Origin of the sequence: Paraburkholderia sp. (genome assembly GCF_024281035.1) — a bacterium.
In the GTDB taxonomy this organism is placed as follows: Bacteria; Pseudomonadota; Gammaproteobacteria; order Burkholderiales; family Burkholderiaceae; genus Paraburkholderia.
Genome location: NZ_JAMXLH010000068.1, coordinates 1 through 21,476 on the forward strand (window position 1 = coordinate 1; position 21,476 = coordinate 21,476).

The following is a 21,476-nucleotide window of genomic DNA, read 5'->3' on the forward strand; positions in this document are numbered from 1 at the left end:
CGCGCCACGCCCTTATGATTGGCGCCCGGAATTGCCGTGCAAGCAATATGCAGGCGACATCAAGGCAAGCTGCAGGCGGTGCAATCAGATGACACGAAAATCGCTGCCGCTGCGCCTTGTGCTATAAAGCGGTCGTTAACGAGAGGGGCCCAGGCCGCGCGCCGGACCCCGAAGCAGACCCGAACGGCATAGCCGCGGGCGCAAACCCGGATTCACCCACACACATCCAGTCATGTCCAAAGCTCTGATCATTGCCGAGAAGCCATCCGTCGCGAACGATATCGCGCGCGCGCTGGGCGGATTCACCAAGCATGACGAGTACTACGAAAGCGACGACTACGTGCTTTCGTCGGCGGTCGGCCACCTGCTGGAGATCGCCGCGCCCGAAGAGTACGAGGTCAAGCGAGGCAAGTGGAGCTTCGCGCATCTACCGGTCATCCCGCCGCACTTCGACCTGAACCCGATCGCCAAGAGCGAGTCGCGGCTCAAGGTGCTCAACAAGCTGATGAAGCGCAAGGACGTCGACCGTCTGATCAACGCCTGCGACGCGGGGCGCGAGGGCGAGCTGATTTTCCGCCTGATCGCGCAGCACGCGAAGGCGAAGCAGCCGGTCCAGCGCCTCTGGCTCCAGTCGATGACGCCCGCCGCCATTCGCGACGGCTTCACGCACCTGCGCAGCGACTCCGATATGCAGCCGCTCGCCGATGCCGCGCGCTGCCGCTCGGAAGCCGACTGGCTCGTCGGCATCAACGGCACGCGGGCCATGACCGCGTTCAACAGCAAGGGCGGCGGCTTCTTCCTGACCACCGTCGGTCGCGTTCAGACGCCAACGTTGTCGATCGTCGTCGAACGCGAAGAGAAAATCCGCCGTTTCGTCCCGCGCGACTACTGGGAAGTGCGCGCCGAATTCGTCTGCGCCGCCGGTTTCTACGAAGGCCGCTGGTTCGACCCGAAATTCAAGCGCGATGAATTCGACCCGGAAAAGCGCGACTCGCGCCTCTGGAGCCTGCCGGCCGCCGAAACGATCGTGGCCGCCTGCCACGGCCGCGAAGGCACCGTCACCGAAGAATCGAAGCCTTCCACGCAACTCTCGCCCGCGCTCTTCGACCTGACGAGCCTGCAGCGCGAAGCCAACAGCCGCTTCGGCTTTTCGGCCAAGAACACGCTCGGCCTCGCCCAGGCGCTGTATGAAAAGCACAAGGTGCTCACCTACCCGCGTACCGATGCGCGCGCGCTGCCCGAGGACTACCTCGATACCGTCAAGCAGACGCTCGACATGCTCAAGGAGAGCAACAACTACCTGCCGCATGCCAAGCAGGTGCTCGACAAGGGCTGGGTGAAGCCGAACAAGCGCATCTTCGACAATTCGAAGATCAGCGACCACTTCGCCATCATCCCGACGCTGCAAGCGCCGAAATCGCTGTCCGAGCCGGAGCAGAAGCTCTACGACCTCGTCGTGAAGCGCTTCCTCGCCGTGTTCTTCCCGGCTGCCGAATATCGCGTCACGACCCGCATCACCGAAGTCGCAGGGCATCACTTCAAGACCGAGGGCAAGGTGCTGGTCGAGGCAGGCTGGCTGCAGGTGTATGGCCGCGACACGGGCGGCGACGACGCCAACCTCGTGCCGGTGCAGAAGAACGAGAAGGTCAAGACCGACAAGGTCGCCGCGCATCAACTGGTCACGAAGCCGCCCGCACGCTACAACGAAGCGACGCTGCTCTCGGCCATGGAAGGCGCGGGCAAGCTCGTCGAGGACGACGAACTGCGCGAGGCGATGGCCGCGAAGGGCCTGGGTACGCCGGCCACGCGCGCGGCGATCATCGAAGGTCTGCTCGGCGAAAAGTATCTCGTGCGCGAAGGGCGCGACCTGATCCCGACCGCGAAGGCCTTCCAGCTGATGACGCTTTTGCGCGGCCTCGACGTCAAGGAACTCACGGCGCCGGAACTCACGGGCGAGTGGGAATACAAGCTCTCGCAAATGGAGCGCGGCAAGCTGCAGCGCGACGCGTTCATGCAGGAAATCGCCCGCATGACGCAGACCATCGTGAAGCGCGCGAAGGAATACGACTCCGACACGATCCCGGGCGACTACGCGACGCTCGAAACGCCGTGTCCGAATTGCGGCGCTCAGGTGAAGGAAAACTATCGCCGCTTCGCCTGCACGAAGTGCGAGTTCTCGATTTCCAAGATTCCGGGCGGCCGTCAGTTCGAGATCCCCGAGGTCGAGGAACTGCTGCAGAACAAGACGATCGGCCCGCTTTCCGGCTTCCGCAGCAAGATGGGCCGTCCGTTCTCGGCGATCCTCAAGCTCTCGTTCGACGACGAAACGAAGAACTACAAGCTCGAATTCGACTTCGGCCAGGATCAGGGCGGCGAAGACGGCGAAGCGCCCGATTTCTCGGCGCAGGAAGCCGTGGGCGCGTGCCCGAAGTGCGGCGGACGCGTGTTCGAACACGGCATGAGTTACGTCTGCGAGCATTCGGTCGCGAGTCCGAAGACCTGCGACTTCCGTTCGGGCAAGGTGATCCTTCAGCAGGAAATCACACGCGAGCAGATGGCGAAGCTGCTCGCGGAGGGCCGCACGGATCTGCTGACGAACTTCAAGTCGTCGCGTACGGGCCGCAACTTCAAGGCGTTCCTCGTGAAGCAGAGCGACGGCAAGATCGGCTTCGAGTTCGAGAAGAAGGAACCCAGCGCGAAGACGGCGGCAAAGGGCGCAGCGAAGAAATCGACAGCCGCCGCCGAGGCGGCACCCGAGACGCAGGCGGCCAACGACGAAGAGCAGGACGTTGCGAAGCCCGCGCGCAAGACCGCGGCAGCGAAGTCGACGACAACGGCACGCAAGACTGCCGCGCGCAAGACGCCCACCCGCAAGACGGGCTCCTGATCGCGCGGCATGCGGCATGCAACGCCGGGCGCGCCGCACTGCCAACACAAGACAAAAGGCGCAACCTCTCACGAGGTTGCGCCTTTTTTATCGCCCGATGAGCGGAGATACCGGCTTTAAAGCGACGAAAGCGCCGAAGTACGCGTTCGCGCTGAAGAACGCACGGTTTTCGGCTCGCGCTCGCCATCGAGCAGGTCTGGCAGCGGCTCCGAACCGTCGAATGCATCCGACGACGCCGGATACTGCGCGCCGTGACGCGCCGCGGCCGACGTTGCGGACGCTGCCGCAGGATGCGCCTGCCCGTCCGTCGCCGGTTGCTCGCTGGCCTGGCCGTTCGGCGTCTGGCTGAAATGCTCGACCAGGTGATCGATGAACGTGCGCACCTTGGCCGGCAAATGGCGGCGGCTCGGGTAGGCGATGTTGATCTCGATCTGCGGCAGCCGATATTCGCTCAGGAGCCGCACGAAACGGCCGCGCGCCATGTCGCTGCCGATCAGATAGCTCGGCAGGACGGCGATGCCCATGCCGAGCAGCGCGAACTGGCGCAGCATCTCGGTGTTGTTGGCAACGATCACGTTGGTCGGGCGCACGCGGATTTCTCCTTCCGGCCCCGTAAAGACACGTTCGTCGCCCCAATATTCCGACGGCAACGACAGCGACGGGTGATCCATCAACTGCTCGGGGCGCGTGGGCGTGCCGTGCTTTTCCAGATACGCGGGCGTCGCGCAGACGGTCATGCGGCCGGTCGTGAGACGCCGCGTGACGATGCTCGCGCTGCGCATCTGCCGCGCGGCGACGATGCCGAGGTCGAAGCCCTCTTCGACGAGATCGACCTGGCGGTCGACGAGCGACACGTCGGGCACGACCTGCGGAAAGCGCTGCGTGTAGGTTTGCAGCACCGGCGCGAGATTGTGCAGTCCGAACACGACCGGCGCGACGATGCGCAACGTCCCGACGGGTTCGTGATTGCGCGCGACCACCATCTGCTCGACGTCTTCGAGTTCGTCGAGAATCTGGCGCGTGCGCTCGAGATAGACCTGACCCGATTCGGTCAGCGAGAGGCTGCGGGTCGTACGGTTAAGCAGCCGCGTGCCGAGCCGGCTTTCGAGGTCGGCGACGTGGCGCGTGACGACTGCGTTCGAGATATCCATCGCGGCGGCGGCCCGGGCAAAACTGCCAAGGTCGGCCACTTTGACGAACACTCGCATCGACTGCAGATGATCCATAAGACGACTCCTGCCCAATTACTGCTCGCTCCATCCACCTGGGCGAGCTGCGAATTCTCCTACGACTCGTGAGTTCGTGCAGAAGTTGCTCGAAAGTACGCACATTTCTTGTGGATTTCTTCGACTGTAACTAAAAATGTGTAACCAAATGGTTCATTGTTTCTTCACGCACAACAATTCCTGCACCGCGGCGAATTAGCTCCGCAAGCGCCGAACAGCTCCTGCATGGCCTGCAACAGTGCCTCCCGGCATCCTGGCGCCCCAAATACAAAGGCCGCCCGAAGGCGGCCCGGCAGTGAGTGAATGCTCACATATCAGGCGTCGAAGCGCGCCTCCAGCTTTTCGCGCGTGTGTTGCAGCGCTTCGGGCAAACCGTGGGCGAGCTTATTGAACAGCTCCGAGTGAAGATCCAGCTCGGCGCGCCAGGCATCGGCTTCGACCGAAATCACCTGGTCGAACTGGGCGGGCGTAAAGTCGAGGCCGCGCCAGTTGATGTCCTCATAGCGCGGCGAAATGCCGAACGCGTGCGTGCCGCCGCCCGCGTCGCCCTCGATGCGGCGCACCATCCACTCCAGCACCCGCATGTTCTCGCCGAAGCCCGGCCACGTGAACTTGCCGTCCGGCCCCTTGCGGAACCAGTTCACACAGAAAATGCGCGGCAAGGTCGCGCCCAGTTGCGTGAGCTTCGCCCCGACCTTGAGCCAGTGGCCGAAGTAGTCCGCCATGTTGTAGCCGCAGAACGGCAGCATCGCAAACGGATCGCGCCGCACCACGCCCTGCTGGCCCGCAGCCGCAGCCGTCGTCTCCGAGCCCATCGTCGCCGCCATGTAGACGCCTTCGGTCCAGTCGCGCGCCTCGGTCACGAGCGGCACCGTGGTCGAGCGCCGCCCGCCGAACACGAACGCGTCGATCGCGACGCCCTTCGGGTTCTCCCACTCGGAGTCGATCGACGGACACTGCGACGCCGCCGCCGTGAAACGCGCATTCGGATGCGCGGCCTTGCGGCCCGTCTCCTTCCCGATGGCAGGCGTCCAGTCGTTGCCTTGCCAGTCGATGAGGTGCGCGGGCGGCGTGTCGGTCATGCCTTCCCACCAGACGTCGCCGTCGTCGGTCAACGCGACGTTCGTGAAGATCACGTTCTCCTTGAGCGTCGCCATGGCGTTGAAGTTGGTCTTTTCGCTCGTGCCCGGCGCCACGCCGAAATAGCCCGCTTCCGGGTTGATCGCGTAAAGCCGGCCATCGGGACCGGGCTTGATCCAGGCGATATCGTCGCCGATCGTCGTGATTTCCCAGCCGTTCAGCGCCGGCGGCGGAATCAGCATCGCGAAATTGGTCTTGCCGCACGCGGACGGAAACGCCGCCGCGACGTGGTACTTGCGGCCCTCGGGCGAACGCACGCCGAGGATCAGCATGTGCTCGGCGAGCCAGCCTTCGTCGCGGCCCATCGTCGATGCGATGCGCAGCGCGAAACACTTCTTGCCGAGCAGCGCGTTGCCGCCATAGCCCGAGCCGTAGCTCCAGATCTCGCGCGTTTCGGGGAAATGGACGATGTACTTCGTGTCGTTGCACGGCCACGGCACGTCCTTCTGACCCGCCGCACCTGCCACAAGGGGCGCGCCAACCGAGTGCACGCACGGCACGAACGCGCCCTCTTCGCCCAGCACGTCGTACACGGCGCGGCCCATGCGCGTCATGATCCGCATGTTCACGACCACGTACGGGCTATCCGACAACTCCACACCGATGTGCGCGATGGGCGAGCCGAGCGGCCCCATCGAAAACGGCACGACGTACATCGTGCGGCCGCGCATCGAACCCTCGAACAGACCGTCGAGCGTCGCGTGCATTTCGGCCGGGGCGATCCAGTTGTTGGTCGGGCCGACATCTTCCTTGCGCGCCGTGCAGATGAAGGTGCGATCCTCGACGCGCGCGACATCGGACGGACTCGAGCACGCGAGATACGAGTTGGGCCGTTTCGCCGGATTGAGCTTGCGCATCGTACCGGCATCGACCATCTGCTGGCACAGGCGGTCGTACTCCTCCTGCGAGCCGTCGCACCAGACGATGCGCGCGGGCTGCGTGTGTGCCGCGATCTTCTGAACCCATTCCACCAGTTTTCGGTGGCGGACCCAGGCAGGCACCTGCAGTGCTGCCTCGGCGCTGAAATCGGTTTGATTCATCGAGCTATCTCCGTTTTTAGGGCTGTAAAAATGGATTTGGCCCTTTCGACGCTGCAAGCGAGAGGCGTAACTGCGACGAACAAAATGGCGGCAATCGATGCACCGCCGATTCGCGCAGTCGGGCAGATCGTCAAGGCCTTTTTAACCCGGGGTTCGAAACCGTCTGTAAAGCGGCTTGCATCGAAACCCGACAAGCTGTTAAAAATTGAAAATTCGCGGCAACGCAAACACCGGACTGCATCGCACCACGACAGCAACTGTGGTGCCTGCAACGACCGGGGGTAAAAACCCCCGGGAAACAAAACCGGTTATTCGCAAGCCGTCCCCGCCGCGATGGCTTTCTATTTTTATATTCATACCAGCCTGCCGCGCGCTGCATAGTGGGATAACCACCAGATGAACACCCTGTCGCCCTCAAACGGTGCGACACACAAGAACCCCGTGCCATGAAAATTGCCATCCTTGACGACTACCAGGACGCTGTCCGCAAGCTCGACTGCTTTCAACTGCTCGCCGATCATGAGGTCAAGGTTTTCAACAATACCGTGCGCGGACTCGGCCAACTGGCCAGCCGCCTTTCCGAAGTCGACGCCCTCGTACTGATCCGCGAGCGCACGCGCATTAGCTCGCAATTGCTCGACAAGCTTCCGCACCTGCGCATGATCAGCCAGACGGGTCGCGCCGGCGCGCACATCGATCTCGCGGCGTGCACCGAGCGCGGCATTGCCGTACTCGAAGGCACCGGATCTCCCGTTGCGCCCGCGGAACTCACCTGGGCGCTCATCATGGCCGCGCAGCGCCGGATTCCGCAGTACGTCGCGAACCTCAAGCAAGGCGCGTGGCAGCAGTCGGGACTGAAGACGTCGGCGATGCCGCAGAACTTCGGGCTCGGCCAGGTGCTGCGCGGACAGACGCTCGGCATCTGGAGCTACGGCAAGATCGGCCGGATCGTGGCGGGCTACGGCAAGGCATTCGGCATGCGCGTGGTCGTATGGGGCCGCGAGCATTCGATCGAAGCCGCGCGCGCCGATGGCTTCGAGATCGCCGCGAGCCGCGAAGCGCTGTTCGAAGAGAGCGACATCCTTTCGCTGCATCTGCGCCTGCACGAAGACACGCGCGGCGTCGTGAAACAGGAAGATCTGCTGCGCATGAAGCCGACGGCGCTCCTCGTCAACACGAGCCGCGCAGAACTGCTCGAAGAGAATGCGCTCCTCGGTGCGCTCTCGCACAACCGGCCAGGCATGGTGGCGATCGACGTGTTCGAGAGCGAGCCGATCCTGCAGGGCTACAGCCTGCTGCGCATGGAGAACGTGATCTGCACGCCGCATATCGGCTACGTGGAACGCGAGAGCTACGAGCTTTACTTCAGCACGGCGTTCCGCAATATCCTCGCGTTCGATGCCGGCGATATGTCGAGCGTCGCCAATCCGCAAGCGCTGCAAGGCGGTCGACGCAAGTAAGCGGCGGGTGGACGGCGCACATGCCGTCCACGTTTCAATCCACGAGTGGGCCGATTCGGTGCGAAAGCGCTAATGCGTGAATGCAGGTGAATGCGCATGATTGCGCCGCTTACGTGCGCGCCGCGGCTCCGAGCACTTCGGGCAGACGCACGAGGAAACGTTCGCCGTCGAAGCGGCCGAGGTCGTAGGCGTGCTGCATCTGACGCGGGCTCGTATAGTCCCAGCTCGAAATCGGCACCTTGGCCGATGGTTGCACGTACACACGCTGCTGCACGCCGTGCGACACGACGAACATCTGCGGACGCGGATAGAGACGCGTCACCATCACAAGCACGGTGCCGGGCGCGGCATCGAGCGCATCGACCGGTACGTTGTCGACCATCCCGCCATCGAGCACGGGCCGCCCATTGCGCCGCAGAACCGGCGTGAACGGCGGCGTGCATGACGATTGCAGTATCAGATCGGCGAGATCCTCGACGCTTTCGCATGCCTGAGCCGTGACGAACTCGGGGTGAAAGCCGAGCTTGCGGCCGAGCGTGGGGTGCAGCGTCTTACGGACGTACTTCTCGATGTTGTAGGCGATCAGCCCTGCGGCGACCGCGCTGCGCGCGCCGAGCCAGCGCGGCATGTGCGACACGCCGATGCGAATCTCCGGCGCGTTCTTGAGGTTGCTGAAATGCTCGCCGTAGATGTCGAGCAGCGCCTGGCGGTAGATGCGGTAATGCGGAAACACCGATTCGCCGCGCAGCAGGTTGCCCCAATAGGCATTGCGCGTGTTGTGGCGCAGCGCGTGTTCGTAGTAGCGCATGACCCAGTCGGCTTCGCGCGTGTAGAGCATGCACGCGGTGGCCGCGCCCGCCGAAATGCCCGCGATCACACGCGGACGGATGTTCAGCTCGGGTTGCACGACATCCCAGAAACCGGCCTGCCACCAGCAGCGGTTGCCGCCTCCGGCGAAAACTACCTGATCGAACATGCGGACTGGCTCCTTCTGCCTTCTATCGCGTGGATGCACGATCTTAGTCGAGCAGCGTGGAGGTGGAGGTGGTGTGAGCGTGCATCCGGCCGTTTTTGTTTTAGAGTTCCACTTCGTTAAATGGCGGATTGGGGCTTGTGGGCAGTATGCGTGCGGTGACGGGTGGAGACGACCGCGGTTCGGCGGCTTCTTATCGGGAGGGAGGGCCGGCTGTGGCGCGGGATTGCACCGATAACGCCCGGCTGGAGCAGTGCCCGACACCCTTCACAGGCCCCGCCGTGTGATTTTTGAGGGATTTTGCGAAAAGAGCTTGGCAAGACGGCGAAACTACTGCATAATTCCGCTTCTGTTGGGGCGTTAGCTCAGTTGGTAGAGCAGCGGACTCTTAATCCGTAGGTCGAGTGTTCGAGCCACTCACGCCCCACCAACAAATTCGAAGGGTTGCACGCGAAAGCGTCGCAACCCTTTTTCGTTTTTCCGCGTCATGTAACCGCTGTGTAACCGGATTTCGGCTGTCACAACGGCGCTACTCTAGATCGGCACCCGTGCGGCATTGGCTGCCGCAGCGCCAAGCCCACGTCGAGGTTCGGCTCAGCCATTGCCATCTGTACCATTCCACGAAAACGGTTGCGCTTGCCGACCGATACAGAAACTTGCGAAGCGCCACAACCGCTTACAGGTCAATGGATCGACGGATTGGGATAAATTTTGTGCACCAAAAACGTCGCCCGTCGCGCTCTCAGACACCCGCTTAACAAGCTGGACCGAACTATTTGTTGAAGCCGGGAATTTGTTTCGGAAGCCCGACGCGCATGAAGTAGCGCCCGAAAGCTTGGGAGAAATGTTCCAGGTAGGGGGACAAGAGCCGCCAGCGCTCGCCTGCCAGCGTTGCGCGTTTGGACAGGTAAGGGGCAGGCAGACTAAAAATCTGGCCAAAATCCACAACCAAGCAACCCCTGTTATTGGCTGGATCGCTCGGGCACGCCAGAAGATAAAGGCCTTCCTTGCGGCCCTTTCGAACTTCTTCCCATCGACCCCGGGCCTTAAACGATTCGTCCGCCGACTCAAATTCGTCCAGTGAATACGTGGGGCACAGGGCGACAAGCTCTGCTCGGCCGTTCTCGAGGTCGCAACTCTGAGTGACGATGATCAGATTCGCCTCAATGACTGGAATCGTCTCATTTGATCCATCACCGCCAGAGCCAAAGTCTTCGCCGAGTTGTGGGACCAGGCAACCTTGAATAAGGTCGCCTTGCGCCAGATCCGCTCCGTTGACACTGTCCCAAAACGGCGTAGACATCCCACTCACTCGTCGAAATTGAATTTCCGCGGCTTGAGTTTGCCAGCGTGCTTAATTGTTGCCTTCACTGCAAACACAGGCTGAGCAATAGGCGGTATGTAGGAGTCGTCTCCGCTCTGGCTTATGACCTCAAGCCGATCGTCACTGATACGCACGAGTTGCACGGCATTAAGAGTGACCGAGGTTGACACAGCGCTGGTACCGCGTGGGGTCTGATGAGGACCAAAAAGGCGTTCGCGGACGTCCTCGAAGAGGCTGCGTGCCTCAGGACCCGACGCAGATCCCGTCATCCTGATTGCCGAGCGGCGCTGTCTATGCTGCAGACGTGACCCCTTCGGCTCCCGTAAGGCGTAAGCGGTCGTCATTTGAAGAGCTTCCTGGTCTCGTTAGTAATGCAAGCTTCGAATACTTTGTTCTTAGCGTTGCGCAGTTGCTCGAATTTTTCCCACAGCTGATCGTTCTCAAACGGCATCCCAACCAACTTGTAGACGTCGATATCGAGAACCACCGATACAACCCCTGGGCGCGGGGGCGGGATGATAGTCTGATTTATTACACTTTCCGCGTCGAACTCGGGCAACGGAACATTTAGCTGCATGAAGTACGCCGAAAGCCCGCTATTGATGTCTGGTGAGAGCTGGGGGGCCGTACGCAGGTACATGCCGAAATCCTTCACGGGAAGTGGCATATCGATGCGATTGATGTAACGCAGTGCAAGCCGCGTTATACGACTGGGCTGCGCAATCGCTCGATAGATATCCCAAAGCCGCCGCGCTTCATCACGGAACACGGCCCAGTGCGGATATGGCTCCATCCGACTGAAAGCGAAACCGATGGTCCGACTTTGATATACCTGCAAACCATCGGTTGCCCGTGCCAAGTGTCCAATAGGCGTGGATGAAGCTGATGCAATCGGCACATTATCTGGGCCGATCATCAACTGGCCAGTCGCGGCTTGCAAAGCTTCGTACCGCGGGTAGCGCTCACCTTCGGCAGCACGCATCGCATCGAACGCTACGGGAGTAGCAACGGTCTCGACCTGAATGTCGAGAACGGCTTCCGTAATCGGCGCCTTTGCGTAATGCCAGTCCGCCATTTGGCGATTTTCCTTAGTTTACAACGGGGTTAGCGGCGATTCTTCGCGCGATTGTACACCGACGATATCAGATATCCAGGTTCTTCGGCCTCGCACATGCACAATATATCGGCAGCCCGCGACCAGGCTCGAGAGCCGGGTCATCTTGGTTCGACCGGGCGACGACACTCATTATTCCCACTCGGCGACGCCGTGATGACGCGAACACGTGCCCGAGTGGTGCTGGCTGAAACTGAATGTCCCATCGCCACACCTTGCGGTGGCGCCCACTGGTACAGCGCCAGTTCGCGCGTGCGCAGGCGAATGCACGACGTGTCCGTCGTGGTTTACGTAATGGCCGTGCTCTTGCAGCTGTGACTCGTCGGGGGAGGGAGGCTGGTAAGCGTTCGCGGTGCCGGCGAGCGCCAACAGGGCCACGAGACTGCCGCGTCGAATCGACGCTAATACGTGCGCGGCAACACGACCGCGACTCAAGCTGATCCCTGCCATCCCCGTCCTCGTTTTGGTTTTGGTTCTGTAGTGCCCGTTACGGGGCGCACCCAGTATAGCGAGCGTCGTGTCATCCCGGGTGGCGCTGATGGATGCGCAGATCATCCGTCACGCATTGAATGTTGTCCAAGCGCTGACCGACCGTTACTATCGGCCTCCGTCGCCGACAGAAACGACTTCGACAATTCCATTATCCAAACTATGTGAGGTCTTTCCTTATGGCAATTTGTACGGTTTGTCTAACCTTGCTGGCAAGGGAACCCAATCAGAGCACGACGGCATCCACGTACGAGTGCCAGAGATGCGGCCGCTTTACCCTGATCGGAACGGCAGTGGGCAAGGTGGGGCAGCTATCGGACCACCAGCGTGCGGTCCTAAGTCATCGCCTTCGCTGTCAACAAACGCCGGAACACCGGGGCCCGCAGATATTCGAGAGCGATCTCAACGCACTCGCGTTGAATGATCTTCTCCCTAACCCAGCTGAACAGATTGATCGTCTGGTCACCTGGGTCGGAAACAATCAGCCTACTGTATCGGAATTCATCTATACGACTACCGATGCAATGGCAGCTTGGGTTGGTACTGCAATCACATATAAAAATCCAAACTCTGGTCTCGGATGGATCTTGGCTCAGCAAGTAACAATGGCTCTGCTTGAAATTCAGCAAGATGGCCGCGGAAGCTTGGGTCTACGCCTGAAGCTGGATGGCTGGAATCGATACACGGCGAACAAACGAGCACAAACCGAAACATCAACAGCCTTCATGGCTATGCAGTTCGATCCTGCGCTAATGCGTATAGTCGAAGACCACTTCAAACCGGCAGTCGCTCGTGCAGGTTTTGAACTGAAGTTACTGACCGACAATCAGCCAGCTGGGCTCATCGATGACCAATTGCGGGTCGCACTGCGTACCGCTCGCTTCGTCGTCGCAGATCTAACGCACGCCAACAATGGCGCATATTGGGAAGCCGGCTTTGCGGAAGGACTGGGCAAGCCAGTCATCTATACCTGTCGTAAGGCGGAATGGGATGAGGTCGATGAAAGAGGACGCAAGAAGGTCCATTTTGATACCAACCATTTGGTCACCATTATTTGGTCCCCTGACGCTCTTGAAGACGCGGCAAATCGCCTGACTGCGACCATTCGCGCGACGTTGCCTGGGGAAGCTCGTCTCTCCGACTAGGCCCGTCTCAACGGGTAGAGATGATCCACGCCATTGCTGCTCCCCGTCTGCTGTAGTCTCACCTTGGACGCAACTCTCGAACATTGGCATCGCGCCGCAGACGTGGTTCCCAGTTGTTACGTTGGTGGTCGGCGTCGGCGCTTAGCGGCAACACGCAATTCACCCAGTTACGTGGCGATTGCGCCGCACGGTAGGAACGTCATATCGGCGCCTGCTGGTCGGCATGATGCCCGTCAGCCACGAGGGAGCGCCGTACGCTTCAAAGATTCGATCTGATCGCTCAGATCCGCGAACGATTGAAGAGATTCCAACAAGTTCGAGTCCACCTCGCCGTTCGATGCCAATTGTTTCGCAGCATCCCCCATCGCGGGAATGTGCATGCTAAGTTGAGCTTCCAATTGAACCGCCAGCTTCACATGCCCTTCGGTCGGTAGCTCGTGCAACGGAAAGCTTGCTAGGTGATCACGCGAACGCGTCAAGATTCTCTCAGCGTTTGCGGACTCGGTAAGAGGAAACTTCTTTGCTCGAAGACGTTCCTGGACATGAGTGCTAATAACGAGTGCGTACTCATAAATCGCGAACAGGCTCGCCGCAGCAACTCGGTCTCTCTCTGCTCGTTGCTCGCGTGCAAGCTTGCGAGCCGCTCCCCCTTGGTAGCCGGCGATAGCCCCGGCCGCCAGAATTGCCAATACTGATCCAACCGCCTGAAAGAAACTGAACCAATCGCCGCGATGCCAAGAATCCATGTTTAACACCTCTCATTATCTGTGTACCTTTTAATTCCTGCGGATTATGGGGTTGCTGTCCCACTCATAGTTCCTAACGCCTCACTGGCGCGCGCCGCGAGCTCGTAGAGAACCTCGCAAGCTGAGCTCACACGCACGAAGTAGTTCGTTCCATCGGGATTTCGCGGGTATCCACGGGGCGACGTTGACTCTTCAAGCAACCCTATATTCCGAAGCTTCAGTGCAAACGGGCCTATGTCATTGAAAAGATTCAATGGGCTCTCATCGTTTATCGCCGGAACCCGCGGCTGATACGAGATCGTTGGAGCCCTCCCCGTCCGCGTAATGGAAAGAGAGGGTTGGTAGCCGCCCTTAACTAAGATAGAGATCGGTCCACGCTGACCGATGCCGAGCTTCTGGTTATCCAACGCCTTTCTGTATTCGGAGTCGCCGTGAACGAAACCACCGATCCACGCCTGCAACGACGAAAAGTCGCGATCGTTTAGCGCTTCGGCGCCTTCAAACACCATTTCCTCAGTCTCGTCCGCGCTCCAGTTCTCGAGCACGATGCGGGCAGTCAAGAGGCCAATCACCATGGGGCCAATATCCTTGCTTGCTGAGAGCGCAACTCTGCGGTAAGCATCGAAGATCGTGCTCGTCCGTTCGTCGTCGTCCGCGATCGATTGAAGCATATCGTTCAAGTCTGCTGACGTTGTCAGCACATCTTGCTCATTGCGAACCTCGTCGAGGAAGGCAGCAAAGAATTTCTGCGCTCGATGCTCGCTCCACCGTCCAATCACGCTGTCTTTGACCATGTCAAAGAGCTTCTCTTTGGCCTTCCCCAGGGCAAAATCTGCTGCACTCGTCACGATTGCGGTCGTTGTGATTACCATGCTCGCTCCTTGATGCCGCCGGACACTATTCGTCCTGCAGCGCGTCTTCGTCGCTGTCTTCCGTCGAGCCCTCCATCCCGAACTGCTGCCGCGCGAACCCCATCGCCAAATCGATCCCAGTGCAGGTCATCGTGAGGCACACCGCGTTGGTGTTTAGCGTGCCAGCCGTCGTGCGCTGAAACATGGCAATCGGTGCCAGCGCTTGCTCGCGCATCTTGAGCAGCGTCGTCACGTTCTGGCAGATCGCCTTCACCTGCTTATAGTTGTCGTTGAACGCCCGCGCTGACTTCACGCGGCGAGAAAGGCCCTTGCCAGGTACACGCACTGCCCGCCAGCCCGCTTTCGAATGCGAGCAGATCACGGGCGTCGGCATGCACCGCCCGTTTCGCTCCCACCACTCGATCCGGATCTTGCCGGTGTGCGGCGGCTGGAGCAGATTCAGCAGTTCATCGAGTGCCGTCAGTGCACTGTCTATCTGCGCCACCTCGGCCGCGATCTTTCCGGCGATGCAGCTCGCATCCTCGGACAACGTCGACAAGTGCTCGATAGTCGGAGGGGTCCGTGTCTCAATAGGCTTAAGCATGGATCAGAGAGGTCTGTAGCGTATGCCGTATTCTCCAGCCACGCGCACATCCGGGCAATGCTGGCGCGTGGTACGTTACGAGGGGATAGCGCTCTTGAAGGGAGACCGCACGCTATGAATGTCTATTTCGACAACAACGTCCTGCATAAACTCGTGGACGCCGGCATTGATCCCGTTGCAGCGCTAGCCTGCAGCGAGTTCACCATTGCGGTGACTCCCGATCTTGCTACCGAGTACCAGCAAGGCATCCAAGGGGGCAGCGCTACGGCGGCCGAAAAGGAGTTGTGTCAACGTCTGCTCACCGCAGCAACCGAGCGCGGGATCTTCGGCTTTGCCGCTGCGGATGGATCGAGTGGCGGCTACTCCGGGTTCGATTATGGCGTCTTTGCGGATGACCGCATGATTCAGGCACTGCAATCGGTGAAGATCACGGAACGACCCGGCAAGGAAATCCCGAAGAATCGCACCGACGCCTTTCTGGTCGCATTGGCGCAGGGTGCGGTGGTCATTACGAACAACTTTAACGACAGCCACTTCAAGCGCGCGAAAGCGGCCGGCGCCCATGTCTACTCGTGGACTGAGATTATCAGCGGTCAGGCAGCGCCGTCGGACATTGCGCGACGGCTCAGCGCGCTGCTGCTCGGATCGGTCACGCCGGCTAACGCATCTGGTGCACAAGCTCAACCGGCTCGCCTAGATTGAGGGCGTCGTTAGCCACGGCCAATCCTCGGGCCACGTCGGAGCGGTCGGCGTAACTGGCACGATGCCGGAGCATCATGGTCCGCTGCTGCAAGCAGTTGACGGATAGCGAATTGCAATCAGGCTGGATCAATCCTGATGCCGCGACGCCGACAGCCTGTTGCCACACCTCGACCAAAGCTAACGGTTTTTCAGGCTGTCACCACCATGTGAAGCCCCCACCAACAGGAACCTCACACATCCCTCAACCCAAAATCAATCCGTACCATATTTCGGCGAATGCGGCCCATACAGCAGCCCACTCGGCGGCCCGGCGTGCAGCAAGCGGTAACTCGTCACCCCGGCAATATCGTGGCTCCGGTCCGTGAGCGAGTTGGCGATCTGCTTGATCGCCGCCGTCACCAGCATCCCGATCAAACCACCTCCCGAATTGTTATTCCCCTCGTTGCTGTTCGCGCTCGCCATGCCCTGCCACAGCACGGCGCCCGTCTTCAGGTCCACCAGCTTCGCAGACGCCGTAACGATAGTGGCGCTGTCGAGCACGCGGTACACCGTACCGTACTGGCTGACATTCGAGTACAACGCCGCGTCAGCGCCGAAGATTTCACGCAGTTTCGCGGGCGAGGTCGCCTGAATGTCATTTGGCGTCGTCAAGCCGTTCTCTTTGAACGTCTCGTCCATCACCGCCACCGGCACGACGTAATAGCCAGCCTCGGCGAGCGGCATGGTCATCTGCGAAAGCATGCCGTTCGTCGCGTTGACGTCCGACGTTTCGTTGGTCGGCGGCAGCACCAGGATCGAACGCGGCCGGCTGTTCTTGAATGCGGTGTAGTTGGTGTGCTTCACAGGTTGCGCGCAGGCAGCCAGCAACGCCAGCGTCGATACGGCAATCCAGAGCTTGATTGAAATGAACTTTGACATGATGGCTCGCTCAGGGCTGTTTCGGTGTCTTCATCAGGAAATCCATGTAGGTCGAGGACTCCGGGAAAAGCTCCTTTTCGGCCTCGAACTGCTGCATCGCCTGCGTGCCGTTGCCAACGCTCGCGTACAGCATGCCAAGCTGCGCATGAAATCCTGGTGGTGGTGTGTTGCCCTTGCCGCGAATCTCCTGAAGCGCCTTTTCAAGCGCATCGATCTGCTGCTGCGGTGCCTTTTCTCCCTTGAGATAGTCATACACCGCTGGCTGGTAGCCGGTCCACTGGTAAAGCGGGCGCGGGCCGTTTGCGCATCCCGAGAGAAGCATGGCTGCAGCCGTTATCGGCAAGCAGAGTCCCCGTATCGTGCGTTTGTAGTGCATCGTGATAACCCCGAATTTATTTATATGCGTGTGCGATCGAATCGCCAACAGGCCGAAGTGTTTCGGCAAACCTACTGAGCCGCTTTCAGTGCGCCCGCATCGACCTGATCGACAAGGTGGTTTACCGCTTCCTGAATAGCGAGGTCGAGTACCTTGCCGTTCAGCGTAGAGTCGTAACTCGCCGTGCTGCCAAAGCCGATGACCTCGCGGTTCGACAGGCTGAATTCGCTCGCGCCCTGGCTCGACGCGATGACTTCCGACGTCGTGATATCAACCACGTTCAGGCTCACCTTCGCGTAGGCGACCTGTTGCTTTCCGCGACCGAGAATGCCGAAAAGCTGCTGATCGCCCACTTCCTTGCGGCCGAACTCCGTCACGTCGCCGGTGATGACGTAATGCGCGCCCTTGATGGCCTGCGCCTTCTTCAGGAAGCCGGCTTCCTGGCGAATTTCGTCGAGGTTGTCGCGATCGAGGACGTTGAAGCGTCCGCTTTGCTGAAGCGCAGTGATCAGAATGGTCTTGGCCTGGCCGCCGAGGCGATCGATGCCATCGGAGAAGATTCCGCGCATATAGGCCGACCGGTTGTCGAACTTGCCCACCGCAATCCCGACCGGCTTGCCGACCGCAGGCCGCTGCGCGCTGGCGACCGGCGCTACCGGCAGCGTGCGCGACGACTCCGTCGCACATCCGGCCAGGGCCACGACAATGGCAGCGAGCACAACCCCGTATGGTTTCAGTAGAGTCATTATTTCTCCTTATGGGTGAAACAGTATTAGCTAATCTTTTGGCCGGATATCGACGTCTCATACGTCGTCTGACGCGAAGCAAACTCGCTCATCGATGCGTTTTCGTGATTGCGTGGTGGCGCATGCGAGTCGTGCATTCGATTGCACGTCAATCGGCGAGTACGTATGCATCGATACGCCCGTGCGACGGCTTCGTGATGTTTATCCGGTGCAGGCCGTTGGCCGTGCTGATGACATTCGGCGCATGCGCGCCGGATGGCGCAATCCGGGCCGATGCTGCGCCCGCGAACGCGAGCGCGGACGATGCGCCGGTTTCTTCCTGATTGGACCTGCCGTGAGCCATGGCCGTCCCGGCGACGGCCACAAACATTCCCCGCGGCTTGCTGGGCACAAGCCGGTAACACCCGTTATTCATTTTCTTGTACACCTGTGATGCCGGAAGAAACCCTGCCTGGTGCAAAGGTATTTCCAGTTCTTTTTCACATTGACGTCATGTCCTGGTGAAACGGCTGAACGTCGCATCCGTTCAAGCCGTGTGCGCCGCGAGCGAGGCTAACAAAATGCATGGAGGACAGCAATCGTTTCGAGGCTCACTTGTGGCGTATTTGACGATCCCCGATTTAATTTCCATTTGCAGTGCATAGGGGAAACTGCATCAACCCGCCGAATATGCGGTATGAATCGTGCGCGCATAGTTAATGCGGTTGTATTCGTCATCCTTCAGCGCCCTGCGGCGATCGACGCATCCAGTCCTCAAACATCGGCGAACCGGATCTGCAGCTGAAGTTTCGTGAAGTTTTTTACCTCCGTCCGTTGAATTTATATTTGCATTCCTGAGTTATTTTTCAATTGGCGTGCCCCGGACATTGTGCATCGGTTTTTACGTCGACCACGTGCGGCGAAAGGCAACGACCCGCCATGTCCGATCGTCGCTGGCACGACTCTTTCCCCGTTTCCCCATCCGGCCGCTTTCGCCCGGCCCCCAAAGCCCCACAAAATGTTCATTCGAACTTCAGTAGAATAGTGTCCGCTTCTCCACGAGCCTCCCAACCACAACCATGACCCGAGACCCCCGCCTGACCCTCAATGCGCGCCAGCAGGAACTGCTTGAATGGGTGCAGCGCGACGGCTTCGTCACCGTCGAGGATCTCGCGTCGCACTTCAACGTCACGCCGCAGACGATGCGCCGCGACGTGAACATGCTGGCCGACCTGAATCTGCTGCGCCGCTATCACGGCGGCGCGAGCCTGCCGACGAGTTCGGAAAACGTCTCGTACACCGCGCGCCAGTCGATGTTCCATGACGAAAAGCGGCGCATCGCGGCGCTCGCGGCCACGCACATCCCGGACCAGGCGTCGCTCTTCATCAACCTCGGCACGACCACCGAGGAAGTCGCGCGCGCGCTCCACCGCCATCGCGGTCTGCACGTGATCACCAATAACCTGAACGTCGCGAGCATGATGAGCGGCTACCAGGAGTGCGAGGTGATGATCACGGGCGGCGTCGTGCGTCCGTGGGACAAGGGGATCGTCGGCGAACTCACGATCGATTTCATTCGTCAGTTCAAAGTCGATTACGCGATCATCGGCACGTCGTCGATCGAGACGGACGGCACGCTGCGCGACTTCGATACGCGCGAAGTCCGCGTCGCGCAGGCGATCATCCAGCACGCGCGCACGGTCTATCTGGTCGCCGATCATTCGAAGTTCGGCCGGCCGGCGCTCGCCCGCCAGGGGCATCTGAACCAGGTCCACGCGCTCTTCACCGACAAGACGCCGCCCGCCGAAATGACCGAAACCATCACGGCGGCCGCCACCCAGGTCTACGTCGCCGACCAGCCAGCCCGGTAATCCGCCTGGCGGGCACCTTCCCTGCCCGTCGGCACGTCCGCCCGTCCGCCCGTCCGCCCGTCCGCCCGTCTGCCCGTCTGCCCGTCTGCCCGTCTGCCCGTCTGCCCGTCTGCCCGTCTGCCCGTCTGCCCGTCTGCCCGTCTGCCCGTCTGCCCGTCTGCCCGTCTGCCATCGCCGCGGCGGCGGCGGCGGCGGCGGCGGCGGCAATATCCCACACGCCTCTTCTCCGGCCTGCGCGCCGGGCGCGCCTGTTTCGTCAAGAAACGAGCTTTACTTTTTCGATTTCGCTCGCTAAAGTTCGAATTCGAAAATTTAAGGTTCGTTTAACCATTTTCAGGAACTGCGGGTGACTCGACAGAACCGGTACGATCTGCTCGTCGTCGGCGGCGGCATTAACGGCGCGGGCATTGCGCGCGACGCGGCTGGGCGCGGGCTGTCCGTGCTCCTTTGCGAGCAGGACGACCTCGCGTCGCACACGTCGTCGGCCAGCACCAAGCTGATTCACGGCGGGCTGCGCTATCTCGAGTACCGCGAGTTCGGGCTCGTGCGCAAGGCGCTGCTGGAGCGCGAGACGCTGCTGCGCGCAGCGCCGCACATCATGCGGCCGCTGCGTTTCGTGATGCCGCATATGCCGAATCTGCGCCCGGCGTGGCTGATCCGCATCGGCCTGTTCCTCTACGACCATCTCGCGAAACGCGAACTGCTGCCGGGCTCGCACGCGATCGACATGCGCCGCCACCCGGCGGGCGCGCCGCTCGCCGACTCGATCCGGCACGGTTTTGTCTACTCGGACGGCTGGGTCGACGACGCACGACTCGTCGTGCTGAACGCGCTCGATGCGAAAGAAAACGGCGCGACGATCCTCACGCATACGAAGCTCGTGTCCGCGCAGCGCCACAACGGTGAATGGCAGGCGCAACTGCAGCGCGCGGACGGTTCGACCGTCACCGTGTGCGCCCGCGCGATTGCGAACGCTGCGGGCCCGTGGGTCGGCAGCGTGCTGCATGGCGCGCTCGGCGCCGACGCGAATCACAGCGTGCGTCTCGTGAAGGGCAGCCACATCGTCACGAAGCGTCTGTTCGAACACGATCACGCGTACATTTTCCAGAATCCGGACAAGCGGATCATCTTTGCGATTCCGTACGAGCACGATTACACGCTAATCGGCACGACCGACGTCGCGTACCACGCCGATCCCGCTCATGTCGCAATCGACGGCGACGAAACGCGCTATCTGTGCGATTCGATCAACCGCTATTTCAAGCGCAAGATAACGCCCGCCGACGTGTGCTGGACCTACTCCGGCGTGCGCCCGCTGCTCGAAGAGGAAGGCGCGGACAATCCGTCCGCCGTCACGCGCGACTACCGTCTCGAGATGGATAACACCGACGCTGCGCCGCTTCTGTCTGTGTTCGGCGGCAAGATCACGACGTTTCGCAAGCTCGCGGAAGAAGCGTCCGACCTGCTGTGCCGTGCGCTGGGCTCGTCCGCCGGGGCGTGGACGGCCGGCAAGCCGCTGCCGGGCGGAGACATCGCCAACGCGAATTTCGAGTCGTTCGCCAATGCATTCGCGGCGCGCCATCCGTGGTTGCCCGCCGCGCTCGCGCGACGCTACGCGCACGCATACGGCACGCGTGCGGAACAGATGATCGGCGATGCCCAATCGCTTGCCGGACTGGGCGCGGAAATCGTCCCCGGAATCTACGAAAGAGAGCTGCGCTATCTGCGCGACGCCGAATGGGCGACGTGCGCGGAAGATGTCCTGTGGCGCCGCTCGAAGCTCGGCTTGCATGTCACACCGGGCTCGCTTGACGCAGTCACAGCCGGTCTCGACCGATGGTTCGCTACAGCACCCGCCACACCAGCGGCATCTGTCGAACATTGA

20 protein-coding genes and 1 tRNA gene are annotated in these 21,476 nt (G+C 60.9%); 8 read left to right on the forward strand and 13 right to left on the reverse strand.

The features are described from left to right. The first annotated feature begins 232 nt into the window (after positions 1–232). Positions 233–2,887 carry a DNA topoisomerase III gene (locus tag Q0L30_RS22430; RefSeq protein ID WP_296661853.1) on the forward strand — a complete coding sequence of 885 codons (2,655 nt, stop codon included), beginning with the start codon at positions 233–235 and terminating at the stop codon, positions 2,885–2,887. Between the two features lie 116 nt (positions 2,888–3,003). On the opposite strand, the gene Q0L30_RS22435 is transcribed toward Q0L30_RS22430, so the two are convergent. After that, complete coding sequence (locus Q0L30_RS22435; protein ID WP_296661854.1) at positions 3,004–4,113, reverse strand: LysR family transcriptional regulator; 1,110 nt, start codon at positions 4,111–4,113, stop codon at positions 3,004–3,006. A 314-nt stretch (positions 4,114–4,427) separates the two neighbouring features. After that, positions 4,428–6,293, reverse strand: a complete 1,866-nt coding sequence (locus Q0L30_RS22440) for a phosphoenolpyruvate carboxykinase (GTP) (RefSeq protein ID WP_296661855.1) — start codon at positions 6,291–6,293, stop codon at positions 4,428–4,430. A 30-nt stretch (positions 6,294–6,323) separates the two neighbouring features. Between Q0L30_RS22440 and Q0L30_RS22445 the strand changes: the two genes are divergently transcribed. Both Q0L30_RS22445 and Q0L30_RS22450 read left to right on the forward strand, forming a co-directional pair. Next, complete coding sequence (locus Q0L30_RS22445; protein WP_296661856.1) at positions 6,324–6,578, forward strand: hypothetical protein; 255 nt, start codon at positions 6,324–6,326, stop codon at positions 6,576–6,578. Positions 6,579–6,739: 161 nt separating this feature from the next. Continuing rightward, positions 6,740–7,753, forward strand: a complete 1,014-nt coding sequence (locus Q0L30_RS22450; RefSeq protein WP_296661857.1) for a D-2-hydroxyacid dehydrogenase family protein — start codon at positions 6,740–6,742, stop codon at positions 7,751–7,753. A 109-nt stretch (positions 7,754–7,862) separates the two neighbouring features. Here the strand turns inward: Q0L30_RS22450 and Q0L30_RS22455 are convergent, their stop codons facing one another. Next, positions 7,863–8,729 carry a patatin-like phospholipase family protein gene (locus tag Q0L30_RS22455; RefSeq protein ID WP_296661858.1) on the reverse strand — a complete coding sequence of 289 codons (867 nt, stop codon included), beginning with the start codon at positions 8,727–8,729 and terminating at the stop codon, positions 7,863–7,865. A gap of 351 nt (positions 8,730–9,080) precedes the next feature. Here Q0L30_RS22455 and Q0L30_RS22460 point away from each other — a divergent pair. After that, positions 9,081–9,156, forward strand: a tRNA-Lys gene (locus Q0L30_RS22460). A gap of 342 nt (positions 9,157–9,498) precedes the next feature. Here the strand turns inward: Q0L30_RS22460 and Q0L30_RS22465 are convergent. The 3 genes from Q0L30_RS22465 to Q0L30_RS22475 all read right to left on the reverse strand — a co-directional run bounded on the left by Q0L30_RS22465 (position 9,499) and on the right by Q0L30_RS22475 (position 11,614). Continuing rightward, positions 9,499–10,029 (reverse strand): hypothetical protein, encoded by a 531-nt coding sequence (locus tag Q0L30_RS22465; RefSeq protein WP_296661859.1) that lies wholly within the window; start codon positions 10,027–10,029, stop codon positions 9,499–9,501. Positions 10,030–10,390: 361 nt separating this feature from the next. Then, on the reverse strand, positions 10,391–11,125 hold the full coding sequence (locus Q0L30_RS22470) for a TIGR04255 family protein (protein WP_296661860.1): 735 nt from the start codon (positions 11,123–11,125) through the stop codon (positions 10,391–10,393). Between the two features lie 171 nt (positions 11,126–11,296). Then, the gene (locus tag Q0L30_RS22475) at positions 11,297–11,614 is read right to left on the reverse strand and encodes a DUF3761 domain-containing protein (protein ID WP_296661861.1); all 318 of its coding nucleotides are present in this window, start codon (positions 11,612–11,614) and stop codon (positions 11,297–11,299) included. Between the two features lie 455 nt (positions 11,615–12,069). Here Q0L30_RS22475 and Q0L30_RS22480 point away from each other — a divergent pair, with 455 nt between their 5' ends. After that, complete coding sequence (locus Q0L30_RS22480) at positions 12,070–12,798, forward strand: hypothetical protein (protein WP_296661862.1); 729 nt, start codon at positions 12,070–12,072, stop codon at positions 12,796–12,798. A gap of 233 nt (positions 12,799–13,031) precedes the next feature. Here Q0L30_RS22480 and Q0L30_RS22485 read toward each other — a convergent pair whose 3' ends face one another. Genes Q0L30_RS22485 through Q0L30_RS22495 form a run of 3 tightly spaced genes read right to left on the reverse strand, consistent with a single transcriptional unit; the run spans position 13,032 to position 14,954 of the window. Further along, a complete protein-coding gene (locus tag Q0L30_RS22485; protein WP_296661863.1) occupies positions 13,032–13,544 on the reverse strand; it encodes a hypothetical protein in 513 nt (170 codons plus the stop codon). Between the two features lie 44 nt (positions 13,545–13,588). Beyond that, a complete protein-coding gene (locus tag Q0L30_RS22490) occupies positions 13,589–14,416 on the reverse strand; it encodes a hypothetical protein (protein ID WP_296661864.1) in 828 nt (275 codons plus the stop codon). A 25-nt stretch (positions 14,417–14,441) separates the two neighbouring features. Next, complete coding sequence (locus Q0L30_RS22495; protein WP_296661865.1) at positions 14,442–14,954, reverse strand: hypothetical protein; 513 nt, start codon at positions 14,952–14,954, stop codon at positions 14,442–14,444. A gap of 159 nt (positions 14,955–15,113) precedes the next feature. Between Q0L30_RS22495 and Q0L30_RS22500 the strand changes: the two genes are divergently transcribed. Further along, the gene (locus Q0L30_RS22500; RefSeq protein ID WP_296661866.1) at positions 15,114–15,701 is read left to right on the forward strand and encodes a hypothetical protein; all 588 of its coding nucleotides are present in this window, start codon (positions 15,114–15,116) and stop codon (positions 15,699–15,701) included. A 252-nt stretch (positions 15,702–15,953) separates the two neighbouring features. On the opposite strand, the gene Q0L30_RS22505 is transcribed toward Q0L30_RS22500, so the two are convergent. From Q0L30_RS22505 to Q0L30_RS22520, 4 genes are all read right to left on the reverse strand, one after another. After that, positions 15,954–16,619, reverse strand: coding sequence for a DUF799 domain-containing protein (locus tag Q0L30_RS22505; RefSeq protein ID WP_296661867.1), 666 nt, complete (start codon positions 16,617–16,619; stop codon positions 15,954–15,956). 10 nt (positions 16,620–16,629) lie between these two features. Then, positions 16,630–16,995 carry a DUF4810 domain-containing protein gene (locus Q0L30_RS22510; protein WP_296661868.1) on the reverse strand — a complete coding sequence of 122 codons (366 nt, stop codon included), beginning with the start codon at positions 16,993–16,995 and terminating at the stop codon, positions 16,630–16,632. 71 nt (positions 16,996–17,066) lie between these two features. Further along, the gene (locus Q0L30_RS22515; protein WP_296661869.1) at positions 17,067–17,741 is read right to left on the reverse strand and encodes a CsgG/HfaB family protein; all 675 of its coding nucleotides are present in this window, start codon (positions 17,739–17,741) and stop codon (positions 17,067–17,069) included. A 148-nt stretch (positions 17,742–17,889) separates the two neighbouring features. Continuing rightward, a complete protein-coding gene (locus Q0L30_RS22520) occupies positions 17,890–18,156 on the reverse strand; it encodes an ESPR-type extended signal peptide-containing protein (RefSeq protein WP_296661870.1) in 267 nt (88 codons plus the stop codon). 643 nt (positions 18,157–18,799) lie between these two features. Between Q0L30_RS22520 and Q0L30_RS22525 the strand changes: the two genes are divergently transcribed. Together Q0L30_RS22525 and glpD are read left to right on the forward strand one after the other, a co-directional pair. Next, positions 18,800–19,591, forward strand: a complete 792-nt coding sequence (locus Q0L30_RS22525; RefSeq protein ID WP_296661871.1) for a DeoR/GlpR family DNA-binding transcription regulator — start codon at positions 18,800–18,802, stop codon at positions 19,589–19,591. A 346-nt stretch (positions 19,592–19,937) separates the two neighbouring features. Beyond that, positions 19,938–21,476, forward strand: a complete 1,539-nt coding sequence (glpD, locus tag Q0L30_RS22530) for a glycerol-3-phosphate dehydrogenase (protein WP_296661872.1) — start codon at positions 19,938–19,940, stop codon at positions 21,474–21,476.